This is a genomic window from Variovorax sp. M-6, assembly GCF_052114385.1.
GTDB lineage: Bacteria > Pseudomonadota > Gammaproteobacteria > Burkholderiales > Burkholderiaceae_C > Variovorax.
Map to the genome: position 1 here is coordinate 206,300 of NZ_JBFREQ010000005.1, position 24,060 is coordinate 230,359.

The 24,060-nt window shown below is 65.8% G+C and carries 21 protein-coding genes and 1 pseudogene; 7 read left to right on the plus strand and 15 right to left on the minus strand.

Annotated features, from left to right (window positions below):
* Position 1: 1 nt before the first annotated feature.
* From AB4Z46_RS08350 to AB4Z46_RS08360, 3 genes are read right to left on the minus strand one after another with little or no spacing between them, the layout of a single operon-like run.
* Entirely contained in the window at positions 2-1,003 is a 1,002-nt protein-coding gene (locus tag AB4Z46_RS08350) for an ABC transporter substrate-binding protein (protein WP_442283011.1), read from the minus strand.
* 37 nt (positions 1,004-1,040) lie between these two features.
* Positions 1,041-2,777: a hydantoinase B/oxoprolinase family protein gene (locus AB4Z46_RS08355; RefSeq protein WP_442283012.1), complete on the minus strand. Its 1,737-nt coding sequence runs from the start codon at positions 2,775-2,777 to the stop codon at positions 1,041-1,043.
* Positions 2,774-4,894: a hydantoinase/oxoprolinase family protein gene (locus AB4Z46_RS08360; RefSeq protein ID WP_442283013.1), complete on the minus strand. Its 2,121-nt coding sequence runs from the start codon at positions 4,892-4,894 to the stop codon at positions 2,774-2,776. The genes AB4Z46_RS08355 and AB4Z46_RS08360 overlap by 4 nt, the downstream gene beginning before the upstream one ends.
* Positions 4,895-5,106: 212 nt before the next feature.
* Between AB4Z46_RS08360 and AB4Z46_RS08365 the strand changes: the two genes are divergently transcribed.
* On the plus strand, positions 5,107-5,781 hold the full coding sequence (locus tag AB4Z46_RS08365) for a TetR family transcriptional regulator (RefSeq protein ID WP_442283014.1): 675 nt from the start codon (positions 5,107-5,109) through the stop codon (positions 5,779-5,781).
* Between the two features lie 184 nt (positions 5,782-5,965).
* Positions 5,966-7,186 carry an MFS transporter gene (locus AB4Z46_RS08370; protein WP_442283015.1) on the plus strand — a complete coding sequence of 407 codons (1,221 nt, stop codon included), beginning with the start codon at positions 5,966-5,968 and terminating at the stop codon, positions 7,184-7,186.
* 50 nt (positions 7,187-7,236) lie between these two features.
* Here the strand turns inward: AB4Z46_RS08370 and AB4Z46_RS08375 are convergent, their stop codons facing one another.
* Positions 7,237-7,794 (minus strand): VOC family protein, encoded by a 558-nt coding sequence (locus AB4Z46_RS08375; RefSeq protein ID WP_442283016.1) that lies wholly within the window; start codon positions 7,792-7,794, stop codon positions 7,237-7,239.
* A 123-nt stretch (positions 7,795-7,917) separates the two neighbouring features.
* Positions 7,918-8,409, minus strand: coding sequence for a 2,4'-dihydroxyacetophenone dioxygenase family protein (locus tag AB4Z46_RS08380; RefSeq protein WP_442283017.1), 492 nt, complete (start codon positions 8,407-8,409; stop codon positions 7,918-7,920).
* Positions 8,410-8,462: 53 nt separating this feature from the next.
* On the opposite strand from AB4Z46_RS08380, the gene AB4Z46_RS08385 reads away from it, so the two are divergent.
* Together AB4Z46_RS08385 and AB4Z46_RS08390 are read left to right on the plus strand one after the other, a co-directional pair.
* The gene (locus AB4Z46_RS08385) at positions 8,463-9,545 is read left to right on the plus strand and encodes a helix-turn-helix domain-containing protein (RefSeq protein WP_442283018.1); all 1,083 of its coding nucleotides are present in this window, start codon (positions 8,463-8,465) and stop codon (positions 9,543-9,545) included.
* Positions 9,546-9,734: 189 nt separating this feature from the next.
* Entirely contained in the window at positions 9,735-10,880 is a 1,146-nt protein-coding gene (locus AB4Z46_RS08390) for an MFS transporter (RefSeq protein WP_442283019.1), read from the plus strand.
* Positions 10,881-10,919: 39 nt separating this feature from the next.
* Here AB4Z46_RS08390 and AB4Z46_RS08395 read toward each other — a convergent pair whose 3' ends face one another.
* Entirely contained in the window at positions 10,920-11,834 is a 915-nt protein-coding gene (locus AB4Z46_RS08395; RefSeq protein WP_442283020.1) for a LysR family transcriptional regulator, read from the minus strand.
* Positions 11,835-12,175: 341 nt separating this feature from the next.
* On the opposite strand from AB4Z46_RS08395, the pseudogene AB4Z46_RS08400 reads away from it, so the two are divergent.
* Positions 12,176-12,481, plus strand: a pseudogene (locus AB4Z46_RS08400) (FCD domain-containing protein); the annotation flags it as partial.
* Positions 12,482-12,507: 26 nt separating this feature from the next.
* Here the strand turns inward: AB4Z46_RS08400 and AB4Z46_RS08405 are convergent.
* Complete coding sequence (locus tag AB4Z46_RS08405) at positions 12,508-13,170, minus strand: ArsR/SmtB family transcription factor (protein ID WP_442283021.1); 663 nt, start codon at positions 13,168-13,170, stop codon at positions 12,508-12,510.
* A 206-nt stretch (positions 13,171-13,376) separates the two neighbouring features.
* Here AB4Z46_RS08405 and AB4Z46_RS08410 point away from each other — a divergent pair, with 206 nt between their 5' ends.
* Both AB4Z46_RS08410 and AB4Z46_RS08415 read left to right on the plus strand, forming a co-directional pair.
* Positions 13,377-13,877 carry a DUF2938 domain-containing protein gene (locus AB4Z46_RS08410; RefSeq protein WP_442283022.1) on the plus strand — a complete coding sequence of 167 codons (501 nt, stop codon included), beginning with the start codon at positions 13,377-13,379 and terminating at the stop codon, positions 13,875-13,877.
* Positions 13,878-13,988: 111 nt separating this feature from the next.
* The gene (locus AB4Z46_RS08415; protein WP_442283023.1) at positions 13,989-14,441 is read left to right on the plus strand and encodes a carboxymuconolactone decarboxylase family protein; all 453 of its coding nucleotides are present in this window, start codon (positions 13,989-13,991) and stop codon (positions 14,439-14,441) included.
* Between the two features lie 10 nt (positions 14,442-14,451).
* Here AB4Z46_RS08415 and AB4Z46_RS08420 read toward each other — a convergent pair whose 3' ends face one another.
* The 8 genes from AB4Z46_RS08420 to AB4Z46_RS08455 form a co-directional block, all read right to left on the minus strand.
* Positions 14,452-15,228: a DeoR/GlpR family DNA-binding transcription regulator gene (locus tag AB4Z46_RS08420; protein ID WP_442283024.1), complete on the minus strand. Its 777-nt coding sequence runs from the start codon at positions 15,226-15,228 to the stop codon at positions 14,452-14,454.
* Between the two features lie 71 nt (positions 15,229-15,299).
* Positions 15,300-17,513: a phosphocholine-specific phospholipase C gene (locus tag AB4Z46_RS08425; RefSeq protein ID WP_442283025.1), complete on the minus strand. Its 2,214-nt coding sequence runs from the start codon at positions 17,511-17,513 to the stop codon at positions 15,300-15,302.
* Positions 17,514-17,534: 21 nt separating this feature from the next.
* Positions 17,535-17,756 carry a hypothetical protein gene (locus tag AB4Z46_RS08430; RefSeq protein WP_442283026.1) on the minus strand — a complete coding sequence of 74 codons (222 nt, stop codon included), beginning with the start codon at positions 17,754-17,756 and terminating at the stop codon, positions 17,535-17,537.
* Between the two features lie 430 nt (positions 17,757-18,186).
* Positions 18,187-19,341: a PP2C family protein-serine/threonine phosphatase gene (locus tag AB4Z46_RS08435; protein WP_442283027.1), complete on the minus strand. Its 1,155-nt coding sequence runs from the start codon at positions 19,339-19,341 to the stop codon at positions 18,187-18,189.
* A gap of 28 nt (positions 19,342-19,369) precedes the next feature.
* Positions 19,370-20,257: a patatin-like phospholipase family protein gene (locus AB4Z46_RS08440; RefSeq protein ID WP_442283028.1), complete on the minus strand. Its 888-nt coding sequence runs from the start codon at positions 20,255-20,257 to the stop codon at positions 19,370-19,372.
* Positions 20,254-20,598, minus strand: coding sequence for an STAS domain-containing protein (locus AB4Z46_RS08445; protein ID WP_442283029.1), 345 nt, complete (start codon positions 20,596-20,598; stop codon positions 20,254-20,256). The genes AB4Z46_RS08440 and AB4Z46_RS08445 overlap by 4 nt, the downstream gene beginning before the upstream one ends.
* 73 nt (positions 20,599-20,671) lie before the next feature.
* Positions 20,672-22,843 (minus strand): ADP-ribosylglycohydrolase family protein, encoded by a 2,172-nt coding sequence (locus AB4Z46_RS08450; protein WP_442283030.1) that lies wholly within the window; start codon positions 22,841-22,843, stop codon positions 20,672-20,674.
* A 55-nt stretch (positions 22,844-22,898) separates the two neighbouring features.
* A complete protein-coding gene (locus AB4Z46_RS08455; RefSeq protein WP_442283031.1) occupies positions 22,899-23,978 on the minus strand; it encodes a LacI family DNA-binding transcriptional regulator in 1,080 nt (359 codons plus the stop codon).
* Positions 23,979-24,060 lie beyond the last annotated feature (82 nt).

Sequence of the window (24,060 nt, forward strand, 5' to 3'; positions counted from 1 at the left end):
TTCAGACGGCCAGGAGCGCATTGGTGTAGTAGTCCGAGGGTTTGTGGCCGGGCTTGATCTGGCCGGTCTGCTCCATCGACTTGATCGCCGCGGCCCAATCGGCGTCGGTCTGCAAGCCGAAGGACAGGTTCTTGGTGGTCGGACTCTCGAAGAACGGACGATAGGCGGCGATCTGCCCGCGCAGCACGTCGGCGTCGAGCTTGGCATTCGGCCGCTGGGCGATGATCGCGGCCACCGCCTCGTCGACGTGGCCGTCGTGGATGTACTGCCAGGCCTTGACCTGCACCTGGACGAACTTTGCGATCGCCTCGCGCTTGCTCTCGAGGGTCTTGGGCGTCAGCGCCAGTCCGTAGCTCGGGAAGCTGATGCCGCTGTCGCCGAGCAGCAGCGCCGATGCCTTGCGCGTCTTCAGCACCATTGGCTGGCCGAACGGCGCCTGCGACATGAAACCATCGCTGTTGCCCGACGCGTAGGTCGAGATCATGGCGCTGGGCGCGACCATCACCAGCTCGATGCTGCTCTTCGTCATGCCGTTGGCCTTGAGGAAGGGCTCGATGAATGGCGCCCACGGGCTGGTCGTGAAGCAGACGATCTTCTTGCCCGCAAGGTCCTTGGGCGTCTTGATGCCCAGCGACTGGTCCATCAGCACTGCGAGGTCGCCGGTGCGCGCAAAGCCCGCCACCGAGATCAGGTCGAGCCCGTTCTCCTTCGCGACCGCCATCGTGCCGAGCGCGACCTGGCCGATGTCGGCCTGGCCTGCCGACAGCAACTGCAGGGTCGAGATGGTGCCGGTGCCGTCCTGCACCTCGACGTCCAGGCCCTGCGCCTTGAACAGGCCTTTCTGCAGCGCCAGGTGCATCGCGCCATGCATGCCCCAGGGCGAGAAGTCCAGCCTCACGCGCAGTTTCTCCGCGCCTTGCGCACGCGCTGGCGCGCCGCCCAGGGAAAGGACAGGCAGGGCGATCATTGCCGCCAGCCCGGTGCTCAGTGTCCGTCGCTTCATTGCATTCTCCGGTTGCAGGTTGTGGGGTGGGAACCGTTCAGGAAGGGGTGCCGGGCGCGCGCTCGGCGCGCAGCGCCTGCGTCGCGGCGGGGTCGGCCTTGCCGGTGTGCGGGTCGACGATCGCCAGGTAGTGCTGCCGCACGAACGCCGCGCTCAGCTTGTGATTCCAGACGTCCCTCTCGATCTCGGCCAGCGGACGCAGCAAGGGATTGCCGAAGCCGCCGCCGCCCGGCTGGATGTGCGTCACCTTGTCGTTTCGTGCAATTTGCATGCCGACCTTGCTCGGCAGCGCCTCGTCGACGTCGCCGCGCGTGAGGATGTTCGACGCCGCGGCAGCCGCGCCGCCGCCGTCGAGGCCGTAGGGCTGGAACTTCATGCGGTCGGCGCGCAATTGCAGCAGCACGTCGTCGGCCAGCACGCGGTAGCTGCGCTGGATGCCGAGGCCGCCGCGGTAGCGCCCGGCACCGCAGGAGTCGGGCTGCAGCTCGTACGACTCGACCCGCACCGGATGCTGCGCTTCCAGCGTTTCGATCGGCGTGTTGGACAGGTTCTGCGAGGCGTTGGTGATGGCCTCGACGCCGTCGGCGTGCGGCCGCGCGCCCCAGGCGCCGCAGATCATGTCGACGATGATGTAGGGCTGGCCGTCGTCGCGCTTGCCCGACAGGCAGACCACCGTGTTGCCGCCCTCGCCCGCCGCCGGGATGCGGTCGGGAACCACCTGGGCCAGTGCGCCGAGCATGGTGTCGAACACGCGGTAGCCGGTCAGCGCGCGGGCCGCGACGGCCGCCGGCTCGACCGGGTTCAGCACCGTCCCTTCGGGCACGTGGATCTCGACGCAGCGGAACACGCCGGCGTTGTTCGGCACGTCGCCCTTGAGCGCGCAGCGCACGCTCAGGTAGGTGCACGAGTTGGTGTACGAGCGCGTCGAGTTGATGGCCGCGCGAACCTGCCGCGACGAGCCGGTGTAGTCGACGCTGACGTGGTCCTCGTGCACCGTCAGCGCGACCCGGATCGGGATCGGCTCCGGCGACAGGCCGTCATCGTCGATGAAGTCCTCGAAGGTGAAGGTGCCCTTGGGCCAGGTCCGGATCTCGGCGCGCGTCAGGCGTTCGGCGTAGTCGAGCAATTCGGCGAAGTAGGTGCGCGCGCCCTCGCGGCCGTAGCGGTCGAGCAGGCTGGTGAGCTCGCGCACGCCGACCTGGCAGGCGGCGTACTGCGCGCGCAGGTCGCCGAGCACCCGGTCCGGCACCCGCACGTTCTGCGCGATCACGCGCTCCATGATGTCGTTGACCTTGCCGCCGTCGTAGAACTTGACCACCGGGATGCGCAGCCCTTCCTGGTAGATCTCGGTCGAGTCGCTGGCGTTCGAGCCCGGCACGCGGCCGCCGACGTCGGTGTGATGGCAGATCACCACGCAGAAGCCCTCGAGCTCGCCCCGGTAGAAGAACGGCACGAACATGAAGATGTCGGGCAGGTGCATGCCGCCCTGGTACGGGTCGTTGACGATGATCGCGTCGCCGGGCGCCAGATCGTTGCCGTAGCGCGCCTTGACGGCCTCCATCGCCTCGGGGATCGCGCCCAGATGCAGCGCGATGGTCTTGGCCTGCGCGATCATCCGCCCTTCGCGGTCGCAGATCGCGGCCGAGTAGTCCATCACGTCCTTGACGATCTCCGAGCGCGCGGTGCGCAGCACGGTATAGGCGACCTCGTCGACGATCGAATCCATCGCGTTCTTGATCACGGCGAAAGTGATCGGGTCGATCTGGATGCTCATTGCGCTTGCTCCTGGAGGTCGATGATGATGTTTCCGATCGCATCCGAACGCACGCTGCAGTGCGGTGGAACCACGATGGTGGTGTCGTAGGACTCGATCACGAGCGGCCCCTGCTCGGCCGCCTGGCCGATCCGCGCACGCGGCACGATGCGCGTCATGACCGGCGCTTCGCCGGCCGCGAAACTCACCAGCCGGGTGCCGGTCTCGCCCTGCAGCGCGGTGGCATCGACCTGGCAGCTGGCGAAGTCGAGCCGGTGCTTGCTGCGGCCACGCGCCGAGACCCGCAGGTTGACCAGTTCCAGCGGCTCGTCGCTGCTGTAGCCGAAGGTCTGCTGGTACATCGCCTGGAAGTCGCGCGTGAGTTGCGCCATCACCTCGGCGTCGAAGCGCGCCGACGCCAGCGGCACCGTGAGTTCGGAGCTCTGGCCCAGGTAGCGCAGGTCGGCGGCCAGGACGGCGCTCGCGTCTTCCGGCGGATAGCCTTCCGATGCCAGCACCGTGTAGCCCTTGTCGGCCAGCGCATTCGCGATCGCGCCCATGGCGGCCGGCTCGCAGTCCGCGAGCGGCCGCAGCACGGCCTTGACGAAGTTGTGCTCGGCATCGGCCGACAGCATGCCGGCCGAGCAGAACACGCCGGCCATGATCGGCGCGATCACCCGCTTGATGCCGAGCAGCCGGGCCACGGCAACCGCATGCAGCGGGCCGCCGCCACCGAAGGCGATCATCGACATCTCGCGCGGATCGCGGCCGCGTTCCACCGTGACGGCGCGAATCGCGCGCGCCATGTTGACGTTGGCGACCTGGCGCACGCCGTGCGCCGCGGCCAGCAGGTCGAGGCCGAGCGGCCCGCCGACGTCGCGCTCGATCGCCGCCTTCGACAGCTCGGGCGACACCTTCAGGCTGCCGCCCGCCAGCGCCTTGGGATTCAGGTAGCCGAGCACCATGTTGGCGTCGGTCACCGTCGGATGCGGATTGCCGTTGCCGTAGCAGGCCGGGCCCGGGTGCGCACCGGCCGATTCCGGGCCGACGCACAGCAGGCCGCCGGCATCGATCCAGGCGATCGAGCCGCCGCCGGCGCCGACTTCGGCGATGTCGATCGCCGGCACCTTGAGCACATAGCCGCCGCCCTTGACGAAGCGGCTCGGCGCGCTGATGCCGTCGCGGAACTCGTACTCGTTGGTCAGCGAGGGCTGGCCGTTGGCGATGATCGATGCCTTGGCGGTGGTGCCGCCCATGTCGAACACGATCAGGTCGGCGTCGCCGCCGAGCGCGCCGATCTCGACCGCACCGGCCACGCCGCCCGCCGGTCCCGAGGCGACCGCGAAGACCGGCTTGTCGCTGGCCGAGGCGATGCCCATCATGCCGCCGTTGGACGCCATCACCTGCAGCGAGGCGGTGATGCCCATGCGCGTGAGGTCGTCGCGCAGCCGGGCCAGATAGGTCCGCATGGCCGGCAGGATGTAGGCATTGACCACCGTCGTGCTGGTGCGCTCGTACTCCTTGATCTCCGGCAGCACTTCGCACGAGACGCTCAGCAGCAGCTGCGGAAAGTGCTGCTGCAGCAGCGCCTTGGCCGCCAGCTCGTGCGCCGGGTTGATGTAGCTGTTGAGGAAGCAGATCGCGAGCGACGTGACGCCCTCCTCGACCAGCTGCTGCGTCTCGCCGAGCAACTGGGCCGTGTCCAGCGTAGTGACGATGCGCCCCTGCGCATCGATGCGCTCACGAATGCCGCGGCGCCAGCGCCGGGTGGCGAGCGGCTCGGGCTTGGACCAGCCGAGATCGAACATCGTCGGCGTGCGGATGCGGCCGATCTCGAGCACGTCGCGGAAGCCCTCGGTGGTCAGCACGCCGGTCGGCGCGCCGACCTTCTGCAGGATCGTGTTCGAGGCCGTGGTGGTGCCGTGCACGATCTCGGTGATGTCGCCGGGCGCCACGCCGGCCTGCGCGATCAGCGCGCCCAGGCCGTTGACGATCGCCAGGCCGAGGTTTTCAGGCGTGGTCGAGGTCTTGTTCACGAACAGCCTGCCGTCGGGCAGGGCCAGGACGATGTCCGTGAAGGTGCCTCCAATGTCGCACCCGACGCGGACGCCCTTCGAGGCGTGCTTGGTCAAGTTCATCCGCTACTCCGTTTCGCATGCCTCGCGGCTGGTTGATAATCCGACTGACCGATAAACTAACTAACTAGCTAGTCCAATATGAAGCGAAATATAGGAGACGTGATGGCCGCCTGTCAACGCGAACTTTCACCAGTTTCGGCAAGAGGTGCCGGATGCGGCCGCTAAACTCGAGCGGCCGGGTTGGGCCCAGCCCGAAGGAGCCCGGTGAATCCATGACAGAAACCAAGGCCACTACGGCAAAGCGCCGGCCGCGCAATGCGCAGGCCACGCGCGAACGCATCGTCAAGATCGCCAGCAAGGAGTTCGCCGCGCACGGCTACGACGGCGCGCGCGTCGATGCCATCGTCGCGCGCTGCAAGATCAGCAAGAACCTCGTCTATCACTACTTCGCGAGCAAGGAAGCCCTGTTCATCGAAGTGATGGAGCATGCCTACGGCGCCATGCGCGAGCGGCAGAACGAGCTCGCGTTGACCGGCGACAACCCTGTCGAGGACATGCGCGAGCTGGTGATGAAGACCATCCAGCACTTCATCGATCAGCCCGATTTCCTGCAGCTGCTGTCGACCGAAAACCTGCACAAGGCCGCGCACATCCGCAAGTCCAAGCAGATCGCGGCGATGTTCAATCCGTTGCGCACGGCCCTTGCCAACGTGCTCGAAAAAGGCAAGGAACAAGGCGTGTTCCGAAGCGATGCGGACTGGGTCGATCTCTACGTGTCGATTTCGGGGCTGGGCTCGTACTTCATCACCAACCGCTACACGCTGTCCTATGTGCTCGACGTCGACCTGGGCGCCCCGGAGCGCGTCCAGGCGCGCCTGCACCATGCGGCCGACATGGTGATCAGCTACCTGTGCGACAAGCGGGGGCAGCCAGCCGCGCCGCGCTGAGGACGCTCAGGCGGTCTCGGCCGGCGCATCGGCCAGCGCCGTCGAGCAGCCCCGCAGTTCAACAGGAGTGAGAGCCACCAAGCACCTCGATCGACTGCGCCCTGCGGATTCAATCGGAAGAAACGGAGTTTGGATCCGGCGGCAACTGCATAGACTTCGCGGCGTTCGTCAACCTCGGTCATTCATGCGCGCCCTCCTTCCACGATCATTCTTGAACTTGGCATGGTCGAACCTGGCTGCGCAGTCTGCCGAGCAACTGAGCCTTGCCGCGGCGCCTCTGGTGGCCGTTCTCGCGCTGGGTGCCGGACCCGGCGAAGTCGGCCTGCTGGCGGCCGCGCAGACGTTGCCGTTCCTGCTGGCATCCATGCCCCTGGGGATCCTGGCGGACCGCATGCCCCGGCGCCGGCTGATGTTGTGGGCCGAGGGGTTGAGAGCCTTCTCCCTGTTCGCCATGCTGGCCGCGTTCCTCTCATCCGCCTTGACCATCGAGTGGCTTGCATTGCTGGGGTTCCTCGGCGCGGTCGGCACGGTCGGCTTCAGCGTCACGGCCCCGGCGTTGGTACCTGCACTCGTGCCGCGCGAAGCGTTTGCAACGGCCAACTCCAGGCTCGAACTCGCCCGGAGCGCAGCATTCACGGCAGGACCCGCAGTCGCGGGATCGCTCGTTTCCTGGGCGGGGGCGGCCGCAGCGTTCACTCTGGCCGCGGTGTTGTCGACCTCCGCCATCTTTCTGTTGCTGCGGTTGTCCGAACCACTGCGCCCAACACCGCCCAAACGGCATCCTCTCGCAGAGGTGCGGGAAGGTGCGAGCTTTGTGTGGCATGAGCCCATGTTGCGTCCGATGCTGATCACCGGCGTGATCTTCAACGTCTCGTGGTTCGTGCTTCAGGCGGCCTATGTGCCCTACGCAGTTCGCGTTCTTGGCATGAGCGCACAGACGATCGGCCTGACGCTCGCGATGTTCGGTGCAGGCATGGTGGCAGGAGCCATGCTGACCTCACGTGTGGCCGCAGCACTGCCGTTCGGCAGAGCCATCCAGGTCGGGCCCGTCGTGTCGGTGCTCGCGGCATTGGCAATGGCCGCTACGTTGATGTTCCCTCATGCAGCGCTCGCAGCGCTGTCTTTCGTTCTGTTCGGCGCCGGGCCCATGGTCTGGACGATCACCTCCACCACGCTGCGCCAGAGCGTGACCGCGGGCCCCATGCTCGGCCGCGTCTCGGCCGTCTTTCTGACGGCCAACGCCGGTGCGCGGCCCATCGGTGCTGCCCTCGGAGGGTTGGTGGGAGCTACGTACGGTGAATCCGCTTGTCTCCTCGTGGCACTTGCAGGGTTCGCGATTCAGGCTTGCGTGATCCTCGGTTCGCGTGTCACATCCCTGCGCAGCCTCCCTGTGCCGGCAGCATGATCCATGTGCGACTGTCGACGGTGGCAGTTGCAAGTGCGCGGACCGACAATTCAGGCGCCGGGTGCCCCTGGAAAGGGCAGGACGGTACCCGCCGGATAGCCTGCCGTCGCGCTGTTGCGCATATGGGCAAAGAGACCCTCGACCGCCGGGGTGATCTCCATCAGTTCGATCAATCCACCCAATCCCGAACCCGACTCGACATAGGCGGCCCGACTTCCGGCGCCGACCACAGCGTCGAGGACCATTGGAAAGCCCTGTTCGACGAGCTCGTCGAGCCGGCCCTGATAGGCGCCCGGCGTCGCCGCCACGCCCCAGTGATGGAAGCCGCAGCGGGGCTTGCCTGCCTCATCGAGATACGGACTGGGCGAGGTGCAGTTCTGCTGGATCAGCTCGATCATCATCGAACCCGAAAACCCCAGGCACAGGTGAATGTCCGGCGCCGACGGCGCACCGCGGTAGGTGAGTTTGTCGAAAGCGAAATGCTCGGCCAAGAACCATGGCCCCACGCGCAACGCATTGGCGTAACGAGGCATCGCCGCGTGGATGTCCTCCACCACGAATGCCATCTGGATGATGCCGTCGAGCGGCGGACCCCATTCCCACAACATGTTCAGTTCTCCTTGGTGTTCGGCCGCATCGGGCGACCAGCGTGTAGCCCCCGTCGCAAGCGATTGCCTGTCCGGTGATGGAGCGGGACTCGCTCGCTCGCGAGGGTGCGCAATGTGCCGTGATCAGGCTTGCCGGAACTCATACAGCGCCGGGACGCGGATATGGTCGGCCGCGTTGCTCGCACGGGCGAGGCCCAGCATCAATTCCGCGTCGATCAACCCGGCCAGCCGGCCGTCCTCTTCATAGCCAGCGAGCGGGCCATGGACGGTCGCGTAGAGGACGAAGCCGGTGGTGGTGGTCGGCGTGTGGATCGCACCCGTTTCCTCCCACACATAGCAGCCGGTCGTGCCGCGATCCTCGTCATAGCCGAACTCACCCTCCAGCATGATCCCCTCGATCGCGCCGATGTGGTGATGGATCGGCGCCTGGGTGTTCGGCCCCACCTTCAGGAGCATGGTGAAGCCGCCGGTCTTCAGGTCGACGTTCAGCAGCTTGAACCAGGTGTTGGGCATGACCCACGGAGTCCATGGAAGGGTCGCTGGGTTGAAGAAGACGTCGACCTTCTGATGGCGAACGACGGGTGGCTTGGGTTCCACAACGGTCACACTGCTCATTGCCTTTGGCTCCTTAGGGTGGGGATCGGATTGTTTTTCGAAACTCGCGTGGCATGATCATGCGCAAGCGGTGCCCGGCCGGCTTGGCGAATAGCGCCATTCGTTTGTCCGGGAGCGTCACGGCCACGAGCGCAATGGAGTCGAAGACAGTGCACGATTTGGATCGGCCGGTAGGCATGTCGGGCATCGCGCTTGCGGGCGAAGCGGGTTTGTCGCAATGGGAAGCCGTCATCCGCAGCGTCTACGGACCGTCGATCGTCGAGATGGCGCGACCCGGTGATTTTTCCGGTCTGTACCGCCAGACTGCCGGATCGCTGGTCAGCACGATCGCTGGCAATGTGGCGCGGGTACGGACCGACGGAAGCATCGGGCAATGGGGCGACGGGCAGTCGGTGTTCGTCGTCATCGCGCAAGAAGGCGAGGCCCGCATGCGCCAGGACGGCGCATCGCTGTTGCTGCGGCCGGGCGACGTCACCATCGCCGATCCCCATCGCTGCTCGGATTACGGCTTCTCCGGCCACTTCTCGCATCTGTCGGTGATCGTCCCGCGCTCGCTGCTCGCGCTCCATCCCGAAGGGCCCGATGCGGCGGTGCTGTGGCACTGCCCCTCGCAGAGCCGCTTCGCTAAGGCGATGGCCTCGCTGTCCAGGCTGATCGCCGAGGAGGAAGACGGTGCATCCAGTCTGTCAAGCGAGGTGCTGGGTCTGCATTCGGCACTGATCGACCTGTTGGCGGGCGGACTTGCTGCCAGCGGCAGGCCCACGGCCGCGGGCCCCCTCGGACCGCGAGCCGAACATGCCTTTCGCCGCGCCGTGCGCGCGATCGACGAGCATCTGCACGATCCCGGCCTGTCCTCGGCGAAGGTCGCCGGCCTGCTGGGCATGTCGCTGCGCACGCTCCATCGCTTGTTCCAGCAGCAGGAATTGACCGTCACCGGCCATATCCTCGCCCGCCGCCTCGACCATTGCTACCGGCAACTGCAGAGCCAGCACCATCGCGACCGGACGATCACCGACATCGCCTTCGACTGCGGCTTCAGCGACCTGAGTCACTTCTCGCGCAGTTTCCGGCGCCGATTCGGCGTGGCGCCGGGCGCGGTGCGGTCACGTCCTCGCGCCGCAGCGCCGGGCACCTGATCATTTGAGTTCTCAGATACCAGAGATTCGAGAGGCGAAATTGTCGCCCTCACCGCATCCGACTAGATTTGTGGAGCCGCCTACAAATCACGAAGGTCCATGAGTTCCCCTTTCCATCGCCCTCCCGCGACCCCAGCGCTTCATCCTGTCGCCGCATCGCCGCGATTGACCTCGCCCGTCGTATTGCTCATGTCCATTGCCATCGGCCTCGCCGTGGCCAGCAACTACTATGCTCAACCGCTATTGAACAGTATCGGAGCCCAATTCGGATTGTCGATCACGGCAGCGGGCAGCATCGTTACCGTCGCCCAGTTGAGCTATGTCGGTGGACTCATATTCGTCGTTCCCCTCGGAGACATGCTCGAGCGACGTCGCCTGATTGTTCTGATGACCATCATCTCTGCCAGTGGCCTGGCAATGACCGCATCGGCAACCAGTATCGCCGTCGTGGTGCTCGGAACATCCATTGCCGGATGTGCCGCCGTGGTGGCTCAAATTCTGATCCCCTTTGCTTCCACTCTGGCCAGTCCGCATGAACGAGGGAAAGTCGTGGGAACACTGATGAGTGGACTCCTCCTGGGCATCCTGCTGGCTAGAGCAGTAGCGGGTGCCTTGGCCGACTTGGAGAACTGGCGCACCGTTTACTGGGTCGCTGCCGCATTGATGCTGGTGATCTCGGCCGCGCTCTGGTTCGTCCTTCCGCGCCATGAGAGCGCGGGCGGCCTTCGCTATCCAAGCGTCCTCGCCTCCGTGCTCAGGCTGTACTTCGACGAGCCATTTTTTCGCGCCCGCTCCGTTCTCGGTGCCCTCTTGTTTGCATCATTCGGAGTGTTCTGGACCCCACTGACCTTTCTCCTGGCTGCTCCGCCTTACTCCTATTCGAACACGATGATCGGGCTGTTCGGTCTGGCGGGCGCTGTGGGTGCCCTTGCTGCCAGCCGATTCGGACATCTGGCGGATCGAGGCCTAGGCAATCAATCCACGAGGCTTGGTTTGGGGCTTCTACTTCTATCATGGCTGCCCATCGCAATGGGTCAACTCCACCTGCCGGCCCTGGTGCTTGGTGTTGTTCTTCTGGACCTGGCCATACAAGGCGTTCATGTCACCAACATGAGCGCGATCTACCGCTTGAACCCAGAGGCACGCAGCCGACTCACCGCTGGGATGATGACTGCCAACTTCATCGGTGCTGCCGCGGGTTCAGTTGGGTCTTCGTGGATTTTTTCCAAGGCCGGCTGGCTTGGCGTTTGTGCCGTCGGCGCTCTTCTGGCCGCGCTAGCCCTGCTGCAGGCGACATGCGTGCCGAGTGCACGCATCCCAAGGGATTCGGTTTGAGTGAACGCAATGAATTCCGGGACCACGGGGCGCTCTCAGTCAGAGATCCTCAAGTGGCGCGGCATCCGCGGCGGACGCGATCATTTGGTCGCGAAGCCAATCAATCCCTTCGTCCTTCCAGGTCCCTGCGCACCAGTGAATCCTGATCGCTATCGTTGGAAGCTTGAAAGGCAGTTCGACCACTTGCAACGTCTTGCGCTGACGAACAAGAGGCAGCGCTATCCGCTCTGGAAGCACCGCGACGAGGGAGGTTCCTGCCAGAACCTCCGGCAGCATCAGGAAATTCGGTGTGGTGACCACCGGCTTTATCTCGTGCATCCGAAAGCGCTCTATCAAGATCTGATGCGCCGAGTCAGGAATATCCGCTACCGCGTAGCGACGTGAAGCAGGTGCCTCAGGCAGCGTGGCCGAAGTCTCGTGGATGCCCACGTATCTGTCGTTGAACAGCATCGAGCTTGTCTTGCGCGCCTTGAGTTGAGGGATCCAACCGAAGGCAATATCGATGGCTCCGTCTTGCAAGCGATCCGCCAGGGTCCCTTGCCATGAGCCAACGACCTGAATACGCACGCCGGGAGCCGCAACCTCGACTCTCGACATCAAGCGATTGAGCATGAGCATTTGGCCGACGTCCGTCATGTAGACGACGAATGTGCGCCTGGAGGTGGCGGCATTGAATCCGGAAGGGGTGTTCACGGCGAGTTCCAGCGCTTCCAGTGCCGATGTGACAGGCCCAGCCCATCTGCGCGCCAGCGCACTGGGTTGCATACCCTGCGCACCACGAACGAACAGTGGGTCTCCTGCGATCTTCCGCAGGCGAGCCAACAGTGTCGAGACTGTTGGTTGTGACATTCCCAGAGTATCTGCGGCGCGCCCGACATGCTTCTCACGAAGGATGGTGACGAAAACCTTGAGCAATCGAAAATCGAGCTGATCAAGCRCAATATGTCTTTCCATCTTTGACTCTTGAAAACTTCATGGGAAATAGATCCTCGGCGTGAGATTCACCGAGAGGGGGGACCGGGTGCAGGCGACAGCCGATAGGACCGGCCGTTGGAGCGAACCCTTGGGCTGGACGACCGGAGCGACATGAACCGCTACGCTGGGCGGGCCCTCATGGGAACAGTTCCATGATTTTCGCTCAGGCGCCTGGGTCCGGTCCCAATGCCAATTGCGGATGCGCGGCGGTGGATGTGATCGGCCTGTCCCAAAATCCTCCCGCGCATTCGGCCGTGTTCTACGTGGACGAGAAGACGGCTATCGAGGTGCTTTCGATCAGCACGGTGGCCACCGCTGTGATGGTCGGCGTGATCTCCAGCATCAGATCGTTGTACATCTTCTTTGGAACGGTGTTGATCGGCCCCGCGACGGCCTTGGACGCGCAGCCGTTTCGCCACGCGCTGGAACTGAACATGGAGTTCTCGTTCATCATCTTTCGCCAGGCCGACCTGCCGATCACCCTGCGCATCATCGAGAGCATGTGGCTGCTCTCGGGGCCAACGATGAACCTGTTCTATCCCGAACTGGCCATCGACCGCCTGGGCATCAAGCTACATCGGCTGCAGCTCGAAGCCATCCGATCCGGCGACCTCGAGCGCTGCCTGCACTACATGCGCAAGGAGGCGATGCTTCACTCCACGCGCAATCCGGCCGCTTTCCATTCCGGAAATCCAGCGTTGAGTCTGCGTGCCGGCAGGCCCTTCGCATGCAACGCCGCAACGGCTTCCGTGGACAACACACAGTACGGCCCACGGCAGTAGGCAACGATTGCCCGATCCGGAGGCAGTTCGGCCAAGCGATGCTGCAGTTCGTCTGCCGGAATGTTGATTGCGCCCGGCAAATGCCCCGACGCGAATTCGTCCTCCGGGCGCACATCGAGCAGTACGACACTCTCGTTCTGTATCTGGGCCAGCAACTCCTCGATGGAGATCCCTTCCAGCCGCTCACGTTGCGCGAAGCTGTCCGAGACCACTTCGCGGATCTGCGCATGCTGGAAGGCGAGATAGTCCCGCAGAGACGCGAGTACGCTGGCGATCGGACCGGAACTCACGCGATACAGCACACGCTTGCCGTCTCGCCGTGTCAGCACGATACCTGCACGCTTCAGGTGCTGCAGGTGCTGGGACGCGTTGGCGACGGACAAGCCGGAAAGCTCGGCCAGCTGTTCGACAGAGCGCTCGTCGTTGGCGATGTACTCAAGAAGAGCGAGGCGATGTGCATGGCCCAGCGTCCGGGCAATGTCCGCCAGTGCCGTGAAGTGCTCGCGAGGCGGGGGCGTACTTGACGATTCCATGGCGGACAGACTATCATTTCCTCATCATTCAATCAATCAATTGAATGACAAACAAAATGAAGAGGGTTCAGGCCGGCTGCTGCGCGGTACGGCTTCTGCCATCTGCGTCGCCGCAACGCGGCCGGCAAGCGTGCTGGTCGTTCGGCGCAATTCAAACACGGGCCAGAGAGGCTGCCCAATCAGCCGCTACCTACGGAGTACGAAACTTGACCAGTGAAACTGAGTACATCGCGCGCGCGCTCCTGATCGGTGCAGGCGCAACGGCCTTCATGGATCTTTGGGCGCTGTTGATGAAGCGCGGCTTCGGCCAGCCTGCACTCAACCTTGCCATGGTAGGTCGATGGGTCGGCCATCTGCCGCGCGGGCGCTGGGTGCACGCCAGCATTGCGCAAGCGTCGCCCATCCATGCAGAACGCACAATAGGCTGGGTAGTCCACTACGCTGTTGGCGTCATCTTTGCGGGGCTGCTGCTCGCAACGGCAGGCCTCGATTGGGCGCGCCAGCCATCGTTTCTGCCGGCCATCAGCTTCGGCATCCTCACGGTTGCGGCACCGTTTCTGGTGCTGCAACCCGGAATGGGGGCTGGAGTCGCTGCCGCGAAGACACCCAAACCGAACGTGGCACGACTGCGCAGCCTCATGGCGCATGCGTCCTTCGGTGTCGGCCTGTACGCAGCGGCTTGGGCCGCGACGGTGATACTGCGCTGAAGCAGCGTAGTAGCAGTAGCGCTGAAAATATGAATCGGGCTCAAGTTGAAATTGAGCAGGCCTCGTGGCGACGGATCCTGTTGTCCATGCATCGAACACCTGGAGAATATTTTGAACGAACGAATCAATCTTGGAAAATCTTCTCCCAACCTATATAAATCGGTCATTGAACTTGACCGGATTGCTACAGACGCAACGGCCAGCGCAGGCATTGCAGACGGCTTCTCGCAGCTCTTGCGCCTGCATGTTTCGCAGATCAATCAGTGTGCATATTGCGTAAGGCTGCATACACGCGATGCCATTTCCAGTGGGGAATCCAGTGATCGCATCAGTGTTCTTCCCGCTTGGAGGGAGACCGCCTACTTCAGCGAGAAAGAGCGTGCCGCGCTGGAGCTGGTAGAAGCCATTACGTTGATTGCTGACGGACAAGTGCCAGACGTCATCTATGAGCGGGCTGCGGCCAGCCTTTCCAAGGAAGAATTGTCTGCCGTCGAATGGCTTGCCATTGTCATGAACACATGGAACCGTATTGCCATTGCCAGCCGCTATCCGGTCAAGGCGTAAGAGCCTGCCCTCAGGCGACGATCACGTGGAGGCCTGCCTTGCGCAGGGCGGCCAGCGCGCCGGATTCGCGCGCCTTGGCGTCAGTGACCACGACGTCGATCTCCGTGCTGCGCCGGTAGGCGACGCGGCTGGCCTGTCCGATCTTGCTGTGGTCGGCCAGTATCACCACCTGCTGCGCCTGCGCCGCCATGGCGCGCGCGACCGCAGCTTCATGGTGCTCGAAGCTCATTGCGCCATGCTTCGGGTGCAGGCCCACGGGCGACAGCAGCGCGACGTCGGCGCAGAAGCGCCGGATGTCCTCGAGCGTGCCGTCGCCGTGCGTGGCCTGGGTCTTGACGTCGATCTGGCCGCCCAGCAGGTGCACCGTGTTGCGCGAATCGCGGCCCTCGTCGGCGCCGGCCAGCTTGAGCGCGATGTTGAGTGAATTGGTGATCACCGTCATGCCGCTGAGCGTGGCGATCTCCTCAGCCAGGATCGCAGTGGTGCTGCCGGCGTCGAGGAACAGGGTCTGGCCCGGCTTCAGCAGGCTCACGGTGGCCTTGGCGATGGCGCGCTTTTCGCGCTGCCGCGCGACCAGCCGCACCGACAGCGGCGGCTCGGGCTCGGGTCCGGAGGCGATGGCGCCGCCGTGCACACGGCGCAGCTCGCCGGAGCCCTCGAGTTCGAGCAGATCGCGGCGCACGGTTTCGCGCGAGACCTCGAGGTCCTGCACGATGCGGTCCACGCTCACGCGCGAGAAGGTCGCCAGCAGGCTGCGGATGCGCAGGAATCGTTCTTCTTGAAGCATGGATGAAAGGGAGGGCTTCGAGGACGAAGGCGATTGGAACACGGCGCCCAGGCGGGCGCCGTGGCGCTGTCTCAGAGATCCGCCAGGCCCATCGCCGGGTCGCTCACCGTGTGCTTGCCGGTCTCGACACGGCCCGCGAAGCGGCGGTAGTAGCGCGGGTCGCTGTCGCAAGTGACCGCGAAGTCGTACCACTGGCCGCTGCCGGCCAGCTCCCAGTGCAGGTCATCGACGATGGCGCCGTCTGCGACGCTGGCGGTCCACGGGCCGTCGGTGCGGTAGGCCTTGGCGCGGACGGTGAACCTGGCGGTGTTCTTGCCCGGGTTCGCCATCTTCAGGTAGACGTTGCCGTTCGCGATGTCGTAGCACACCCGCACTTCGGGGCTGGCGGCACCGTTGGCCCGCAGCGCATTGAGGTCGCCCTTGAAGTGGCGATGGAAGCCGTTGGGCCCGAGCACCCACAGGTCGTAGAGGCCGGCGTTGTCGGTCATGGCGGCCCAGCTGTCGTCCAGCTTCTTGCCGGCTTCGACCATGTAGCGGCGCGGCAGCCGGTCCAGGTGCAGCTTGTCGTAGACATGGAACACGGCCGCCTGCTTGCCGGTGTTGGAGAACAGCAGTTGCACCTGGCCGCTCGTGGCGTCGCAGCGTGCGCTGGTGTGCAGTTCGTAGGGCAGTGCGCGCGAGGGCCTGGTGCCGGTGACCTGCTTGGGCAGCACCGCGGTGCCGGGCAGCGCCACCTGCGTGAGGGCGTCCTGTGCCGCACGCAGCGTGTCCGCGGCGCCCTTGGTCGTGCGGCCGGCCAGCGTGGGCAGAACCTCGGAGTTCGGCGTCGCGAAATTGAAGACGCTCGTCAGGTCACCGCACACCGCGCGCCGGAACGGGCTGATGTTGCTTTCCTTGACCCCGAAGCGGGCCTCGAGGAAGCGGATGACCGAGCTGTGGTCGAAGGCCTGCGAGTTGACCCAGCCGCCGCGGCTCCAGGGCGAGATGACATACATTGGCACCCGGATGCCGGGGCCGTACACGCGGCCGTCCGGCGTGTCCTGGTCGACCGTGCCGGGAGGCGCAGGATGGGTGAAGTACTCGAAGCCCATGTCGGCATCGCTCAGCGTGGTCTTGCCCGCAGCCACGCCGCCGGCATCTTTCGAGGGCGCCGCCGGCGAGGGAATGTGATCGAAGAAGCCGTCGTTCTCGTCGAAGTTGACGATCAGCACGGTCTTGCTCCAGACCTCGGGCACGGCCGTGAGGGCGTCCAGCACTTCCTGGATGTACCAGCCGCCCTGCACCGGACTCGACGGGCTCGGATGCTCCGAGTAGGTCGAGGGCGCGGCGATCCAGCTGACCTGCGGCAGCTTGCCGTTCAGGATGTCCTGCTTGAAGGTGCCGAGGAAGCCGCCGTCCGGCATCGTGTTGGCAATGCCCTTGTAGAGCGGATTGCCGGCGTTGTCGGTCGCTGGATCGTAGGCCGGCGACACCACGTTGCCGTCATGGCTCACGGGCTTGCCCGAGGCCTCGTTGGCGCGCCGGTACTGCTTGAAGCCGGCCAGCGGGTTGTCGGTGTAGTTCGACGGCATGTTCTGGTAGACGATCCAGCTCACGCCGGCCTTCTCGAGCCGTTCGGGGTAGGTGGTCCAGTCGTAGCCGCTGGTCGAGGGGCCGATGTCGTCCCATTCGTTCGTGACCATGGCCACGTTGGCGCCGGTCGGGCCGTTGGTGCCGGTCCACAGGAAGCTGCGGTTGGAGTTGGTGCCCGTGTGCATCGCGCAGTGGTAGGCATCGCACAGCGTGAAGGCGTTGGCGAGCGCGAACTGGAACTTCAGCTCGGCCTCCTGGTAGTAGCCCATCGATTGCGTGAAGGGCTCTTTCGAGGTCTTCTTGTAAGTGGGCCACTTGTTCATGCGGCCGCCGTCCCAGGCGTTCTGGCCGTCGTTCCAATCGTGCGGCGTGCCCTTCACGCGCAGCGCATTGCCCTTGCTGCTGTCGAGGTAGTAGGGCGTCACGATCTGGCCGGCCAGGTATTCCTGTTCCCACACCGTACGGCCGCCGGGCAGCGGGATCCCGAAGCGGTCACCGAAGCCGCGCACGCCCGGGAGGGTGCCGAAGTAGTGGTCGAAGGAGCGGTTTTCCTGAGTCAGGATCACCACGTGCTCGACGTCCATGATCGTGCCGGTGGCGTTGTTGGCGGGAATCGCGAGCGCGCGGCGGATCGCCGGCGGGAAGGAGGCGAGCGTGGCGGCGGCGATGCCGGTGGTGGCGGCACCGCGCAGGAAGTTGCGTCGTGAAGTCATGGCTTGTTTGTTCCGTGGAGATCAGGGCGCGCAGCGCAGTTCGGGCTTGACGGCGACGGCCGGCGTTTCCGGGGTGCTCGGCGTTGTGGGCGTGGCCGATGCGGCGGGGGTGGTGACGGGGAAGGACGGGTTGCCGCCGCCGCCACCGCAGGCGCTCAGCGCCAGCGCGGCCAGCATCGAGAAAAGAACCGGTCGCCAGCCCGTCAGGGGTGTCGTGAGGGAAGAAGCGAAGCGCGCATGCATGGGAGCTCTTTCTTTGGTCGGTGGGTCTTGGAGAGGGCGAAGGCAGGGGTGGCAGTGGGATCACATCTGCATAAAAAACCACAATCACCACACATGCCTCAGATCTTGCGTCGACCACATGACAGCGCTTTGACACCTTGACCCCCGCGAGTGCGGTGGATCGGACTGCTCGGCGTCTATTCCAGACGTCTTGGCATGGAGTGGGTCTGTCCGACGGACGAGGAGCTTGAAACACGCGTGATGCCTGCCGTCGCAGCCGTCAAGGCCGGCGGATCGCCGCACCCTCTTTCTCACGGCGGTTCAATGCCTGGTGGCGCGTGGCCTTGACGTGGTTGTGCTCGCCTGCACCGAGATCCCGGTGGTCGTGGGTCAAGCCGATGTGGCTATGCCTGTGATCGACTCCACCGAAGCATCGGAGGTGACCACCTGTTCACGACCCTTCGGATTCACGCATCAGACCGAACAACGTCACGTCGTCATGCGGTTCGTACGCGCCCACATGTGCAGCCAGCTGGGTGCGCACGCTGTCGACCATGGCCTGCGCAGATTCGGCTTGACGGGCAAGCGCGTGTCCTAGCGCCTCTTCGCCAAAAGGCCCCGACACGCCCCGCGCCTCGGTCACCCCGTCGGTGTACAGGAGCAGCCTGGAGCCGGGCTGCATCGTCAGGGCCTGCACCCCACAGCGTTTGCCGGCCAGCAGCCCCACCGCCGGCCCGGTGATGTCGAGCCGCGTCAGGGCGCCGCCTTCGGCCTGCTGCACAAACGGCGCTTCATGGCCGGCATTGAGGTAGTGCATGCGCCCGCTGTCCGGCTCCAGGAGTGCGAAGAACAACGTGGCGAACATGTTCTCGTGCCCGTGCACGGTGGCGATGTAATCATTGGCAAAAGCCACGCTGCGCACGAGCGTCGCGGGGGGTGCCTCTTCGAGCGGCGCCTGGCAGGCCATCGCCCGCAGAAGCGTGCGGAACAGCGCCATGTAGAGCGCCGCCCCCACGCCCTTGTCGCACACGTCGGCGACCACGAGTGCGAGCGAGCCTCCAGGCAGCGAGTAGGCGTCGTAGAAGTCGCCGCCGACCTGCCGGGCGGGCGTGCAGCTGGCGCCCAGCGACCATCCCGCCTGGCTCGGCAGCTCCGCGGGCAGGAAGCCCTGCTGGATCCGCTGGCCGATCTGCAATTCGCGGGAGAGCGCCTGCAGCAGCTGGCTCTTGTGGTCCTGCAGGCGCTTCCTGGCCAGCGACGACTCGATGCGCGCCTGCAGCACGACCGGGTTGAAAGGCTTGGGCAGGTAGTCGTCGGCCCCAAGCTCCAGGCAGCGCACGACGCTTTCGCTCTCATCGATGGCCGAGACCATCACCACGGGCAGCTGCGCGGTCAAGGGGTCGGCCCGGATGCGTCGCAGGGTTTCGTAGCCGTCCATCTCGGGCATGGTGATGTCCAGCAGCACCAGGTCCCAGTCCTGCTGACGCAGCTTGTCGAGTGCATCGCGTCCGTTGACGGCGGTGCCCGCCTCGTGTCCCAGACGTTGGATGCGGCGTGCCAGCAGGTCGCGATTGAGCTCGAGATCGTCGACCACCAGGATGCGCATCGGGCGCTCCAGGAGGTCGGCCGCGCCCTCAGGCTGCGACGGATTCAAGGCATTTGCGATTTGCATCGAGCAGCGCGTGGAGGTAGGGCAGTTGCTGCAAGGCGGCTTGCTCGCCCTCTTCGATGATGTGGGGCACCTTGTCGGTGTCGAACAGGCGCACGCGCTGCTTGAACTGCGGCAGGATCAGGATCACCTCGGAGTGGTGCGCCGCGCTCTGAAAGGCCAACCGCGACTTGAGCAGGTTGTTCGCGAGGATCGCACTGAGCTGGGCCGCAAAGCGTCCTGCGCTGCGGATGTTTTCCTGGTACGGGCTCTCGAAGCCCACCGCGACGATCACGCGGCTGCCGTTCTTCATCGCCACGCTGATCGGCAGCGGGTCGGCCAGATAGCCATCGATCAGAAGCCGGCCGCCCAGCTTCACGGGCTGAAACGCCAGGGGCAGCGAGACGCTGGCGCGAATCGCGTCGACCAGGTCGCCGCGGCTGATGTCGACCAGTTCGCCATTCAGGAAGTCGGTGGCCGTGATGTGGAGCGGAATCGGCGTGTCCTCGATGCGCTGTTGCCCGAAGACGTCGCGAAAGGCCGCGAGCATCGGACCATCGTCACGCAAGCCGAAATTGTCCGGCCGAAAACCGAAGAGCCTGGGTGCCAGCAGGCGCAGGAAGCCCATGTTGTTGCGCTTGGAGGTCATCTTGCGGGTCCACGTACGCAGGGTGATGTCCGTCATCCTGTCGGCGTCGAAGCCAAGGGCCACCCCGGCCGCGAACAGGGCGCCGCCGCTGCAGCCGACCACGCGATCGATGCCTATGCCGCCGTCGGTGAGCGCCTTGACCACGCCGATGGCCGCAGCGCACTTGACGCTGCCCGAGCCGATCACCAGCGTGACCGCAGGCCCCTGAACCGGCGTTTGCCTCATGCGGCCTCCGTGAAGCTCTCCACCGCGTGGCGCACGTCGGGGAAGATGTTGAGAATGCTGGTGAAGCCGGAGATCTCGAGCACCCGCTGGACCTGAGGCTGCAACGCAGCCACACGCAGGTCGCCACCGGCGACGCGACAACTCTTGACTGTGCCGAGCAGGGATCTCAGGCCGGCGCTGCTGGTGTAGTTCACCAGCGAGAAATCGGCCACCAGACGTACGTTGCCCTCGGAAATCGACTCCGCAAAGCGTTGGGTCAATGCGTCGGCGTTGAAGCTGTCTACGCTTCCCGTGATGGCCAGGACGAAGATCGTGTCGTGTTGGGTGATGTCGATCTGCATGAGCTTTCTCCAGGGGTCGGTGGGGCGCGGGCGGCACCAGGTACTTTTTCGATGGTGAGGACGTCGTGGCGGGTCAGAGCCGCCGGACGACGATCTCGTCGGTCGACAACGAGCCCGTGTCGCACATCAGGCCGATGCCGCCGGCGTCCAGCGCCTCGGGGCCGGCATCGCTGACCGAGAACAGCAGGCTCTCGTCGACCCAGGCGCGCAGCGCCGAGCCTTGCACCTCGATCCTGAGCTTGCAGGCGCGCGCGGCGCGCCACGCGAACGGCGCGCTTGCGAGCGTCTGCGGCGTGTCGCGCATCCGCACCAGGCTGACGCGATCGCCGTCGGCGCTTCCGGTGCCGACGCTGCGGTCGAACACCAGCCCGTACCAGCGCCTCAATCCCTGGACGCGTGCGACCAGGCCCCAGCTGCGGCCCAGATGCGGCGTCACGGTCGACTCGACCGCGTAGTCGTGCCAGTCGCGCGTGCCCTGTACGACCATGCCGACGCCGTGCGACTGCGACAGCCGGAACGCCTCCCAGCGCGGGCTGAACGTGAAGTGCGTTGCCGCGTCGGCCCAGGCCTTGAACCACATCCGGCCCGGGCCTTCGGGGCGGCGCAACACCAGCTCCGGGGCGCCCTTCCAGTCGAGTGCGTGCAGCAGCACGCGGCCGTCAGCGCGCGCTGCGGGCGATTGCAGCTCCAGGCCGATGTCGTAGGTCGGCAGCCCCTTCAGGTCGGGCACGGTCCAGCGCAGTTCAGCCTGTCCGCCAGGTTGAAGCAGCACGCCCGGACCGGCAATCTTCACGACCCGGTCATGGGCGTCGTAGTGGCCCAGGCTCAACGCGACCCGTACCGGCGCAGTGTTGTCGGTCGGTGCCGAGACGCTGGCGCGCAGGTGCTGGCCCGGGTACAGCGTCGGGCACGCCACCAGTTCGTAGGCCGGCATGCCGAACACCTCGGGGTGGATGAAGGTCGGCGTGCCGATGCGCGCCACACGGCCCTCGCTCAGCGCGGCGTAGCGCACCTCGAGCGCACGGCCGCCGTCGACCGCGACGTTGTGCAGCGTCAGCGGGTGCACGAGGCTCGGGTCGCCGGCGCTGACATGAAAGCCCTGCACGCTGCCAGGAAACGCGAAGCTGAAGCGCGCGCCGGCCTTGGGCCGGACGGGGGCGCTGGCGCCGGCGAGGCGGTAGCCGGCGTCGATCAGGCGCCAGCTTTCCTGGACCGCGTCGGTGATCGCGCCGCCGCCGTCTCCGGCGGACAGGTACATCCGGTCGGCGACCGGTCCGCGCCAGTCGGCGCCGCTGTCGATGCCGGCCAGGCCACCGCGGATGCCCATCAGGCAGCCGACGTTGCCGGCGTTGCAGTCGGTGTCCCAGCCGGCGGTACACGAGATCGACAGCGCCTCGTCGAAGCTGTGCTGGCCGTAGAGCAGCGACAGGATGATCAATGCATGGTTGGGCACGACATGGCACAGCCCGTCGAAGCGGTCGTAGCCGTATTGCGCGGCGATGCGCTCGCGCGTCGATCGCCAGTCCTTGGCAGCGTCCTGCGCGTGCCAGCGGCGCACGTCGTCGATCACTTTGCGGAGGGTCGACTCGGCGGGGATCGCAGCCAGGCCGGTGTCGATCAGCGTGTCCATGTCTCGCTCGACGAAGGCCTGCGCCTCCATGGCCGCGATCAGCTGCGCCGCATGAACCGCGACGCCGTCGTGGCTGACGCGCGCCGCCTCGCCGGCAAGCCTGGCGGCGAGCGCCGGGTTGCCCGGCGCAGCCATCGCCCAGCCGTCGATGAAGATCTGCGCGCCGATCTGCTCGGCCGCGGCCTGGCCGTTCATCGCGATCGAACCGCTCTCCGGCGCCGGCACGCCGGAGTCCAGGCGCATGAACGCGGTGTGCTCGGTCGAGTTGCCCGGGCCGCCCCACCACAGCACCGAGCGCTCCTTGACGACGTAGTTGAGCCAGGTCTGGCCGACCTGCCGCGCGCTCAGCTCGGGCGTGTAGCCGTAGTCCCCGAGTGCACGCGCGAACACGAAGGTGCCGGCGATGTCGTCGTCGGTGACGACCAGCAGGTTGTTGCGCAGCGCCACGCCCTCGCGGTCGTGGACGTAGTAGCGGATGTCGCCGAGCTTTGCCGCGATGTCTTCATAGGACCAGCCTTCGAACGGCCGCCCGAGGTAGACGCCGATCAGCTTGCCGAGCACGCCGCTGTAGACGCGTTCGGCATAGTCGTGGGGAAGCCGCCCGGCTTGTCTCATGGCGGTACTGCCCCGCTTCCGATGGGGCGGGTCGGCCGGCCGGGCGAGCGGCAGCTCAGGTCGAGTCGCGCATCACCAGCTGGTAGGGCATCTCGATGTTGCGGCCCGGGCGCTCGGCGCCGTTCGCGTCGAGTTGGGCAATCAACATTTCGGCGGCCCGGCGGCCCATCGCCGTCTCGCCGCGGTGCACCGTCGTCAACGCCGGGTACATCAGCGCCGCGGCCGGAATGTCGTCGAAACCAGCCACCGCGATGTTGTCCGGGATGCGCAGACCGGCGGCGCGGATCGCCGCCATCGCGCCGATCGCGAGCAGGTCGTTGGCCGCGAACACCGCGCTGCAGAGCGGCCGCTGCGCGAGGAACGCCGCCATGGCGCGCGCGCCGGCATCCTGCACGAAGTCGTCGGCCGGGATCTCGATCGTGCGCAGCCCCGCATCCTTCATGGCGCCGCGATAGCCACGGCGCCGCTCCGCGCCCGGCCCGAGCGGGGGCGAGATCATCGCGATATGCCGGTGCCCCTTGGTGATCAGCGCCTGCGTCATGGCCCGGGCCGCGCCCGCGTTGTCGATGAAGAGCCTGTCGATCGGCGTCGAGGCCTTGCGCACCTGCCCCCCGAGCAGCACGAGCGCGGTGCCGCGCTTGACCAGGCCGGCCAGGTCTGCCTCGGTCATATGGAAAAACGACGCGATCACGCCGTCGACATGGCCCTGCAGCAGCCAGCGCACCGCCTGGCGCTCGCGCTCCAGGTTGCCATCGGTGTCGAAGATCATCACGTCGTAGCCGGCCGCCGCGGACACCGCCTGGAAGCCGCGCACCAGCGCCGGATAGGTGGGGTTCGTGATGTCCGGGACGATGCACGCGAGCGTGTGCGAGCGGGTCGACTGCAAATTCTGCGCGACGCGGTTCGGCACATAGCCGAGGCGCTGCGCGGTCTCCAGAATGCGCTCGCGGGCATCCGCCGAGACCGCAGGCACGTCGCCATGGCGCAGCACCAGCGAGACCGCGGTCTGCGACAGGCCGGTGGCCTGCGCGATGTCGCGCTGCGTCGGCCGGCGAAGCGGCGCTCGCGGCTTCTTGTCGATAGGGTCCGGTGCGGCGCCCCCTGTGCGTGCTGCAACCTTCGATTTCTTTGTCATCAGCGACGACTATAGTTGCTGCCGCGTTCCCGCCACCAGGACCCGCAAAGGTGACGGGAACGCGGGGTCTCGCGGGCTTGAG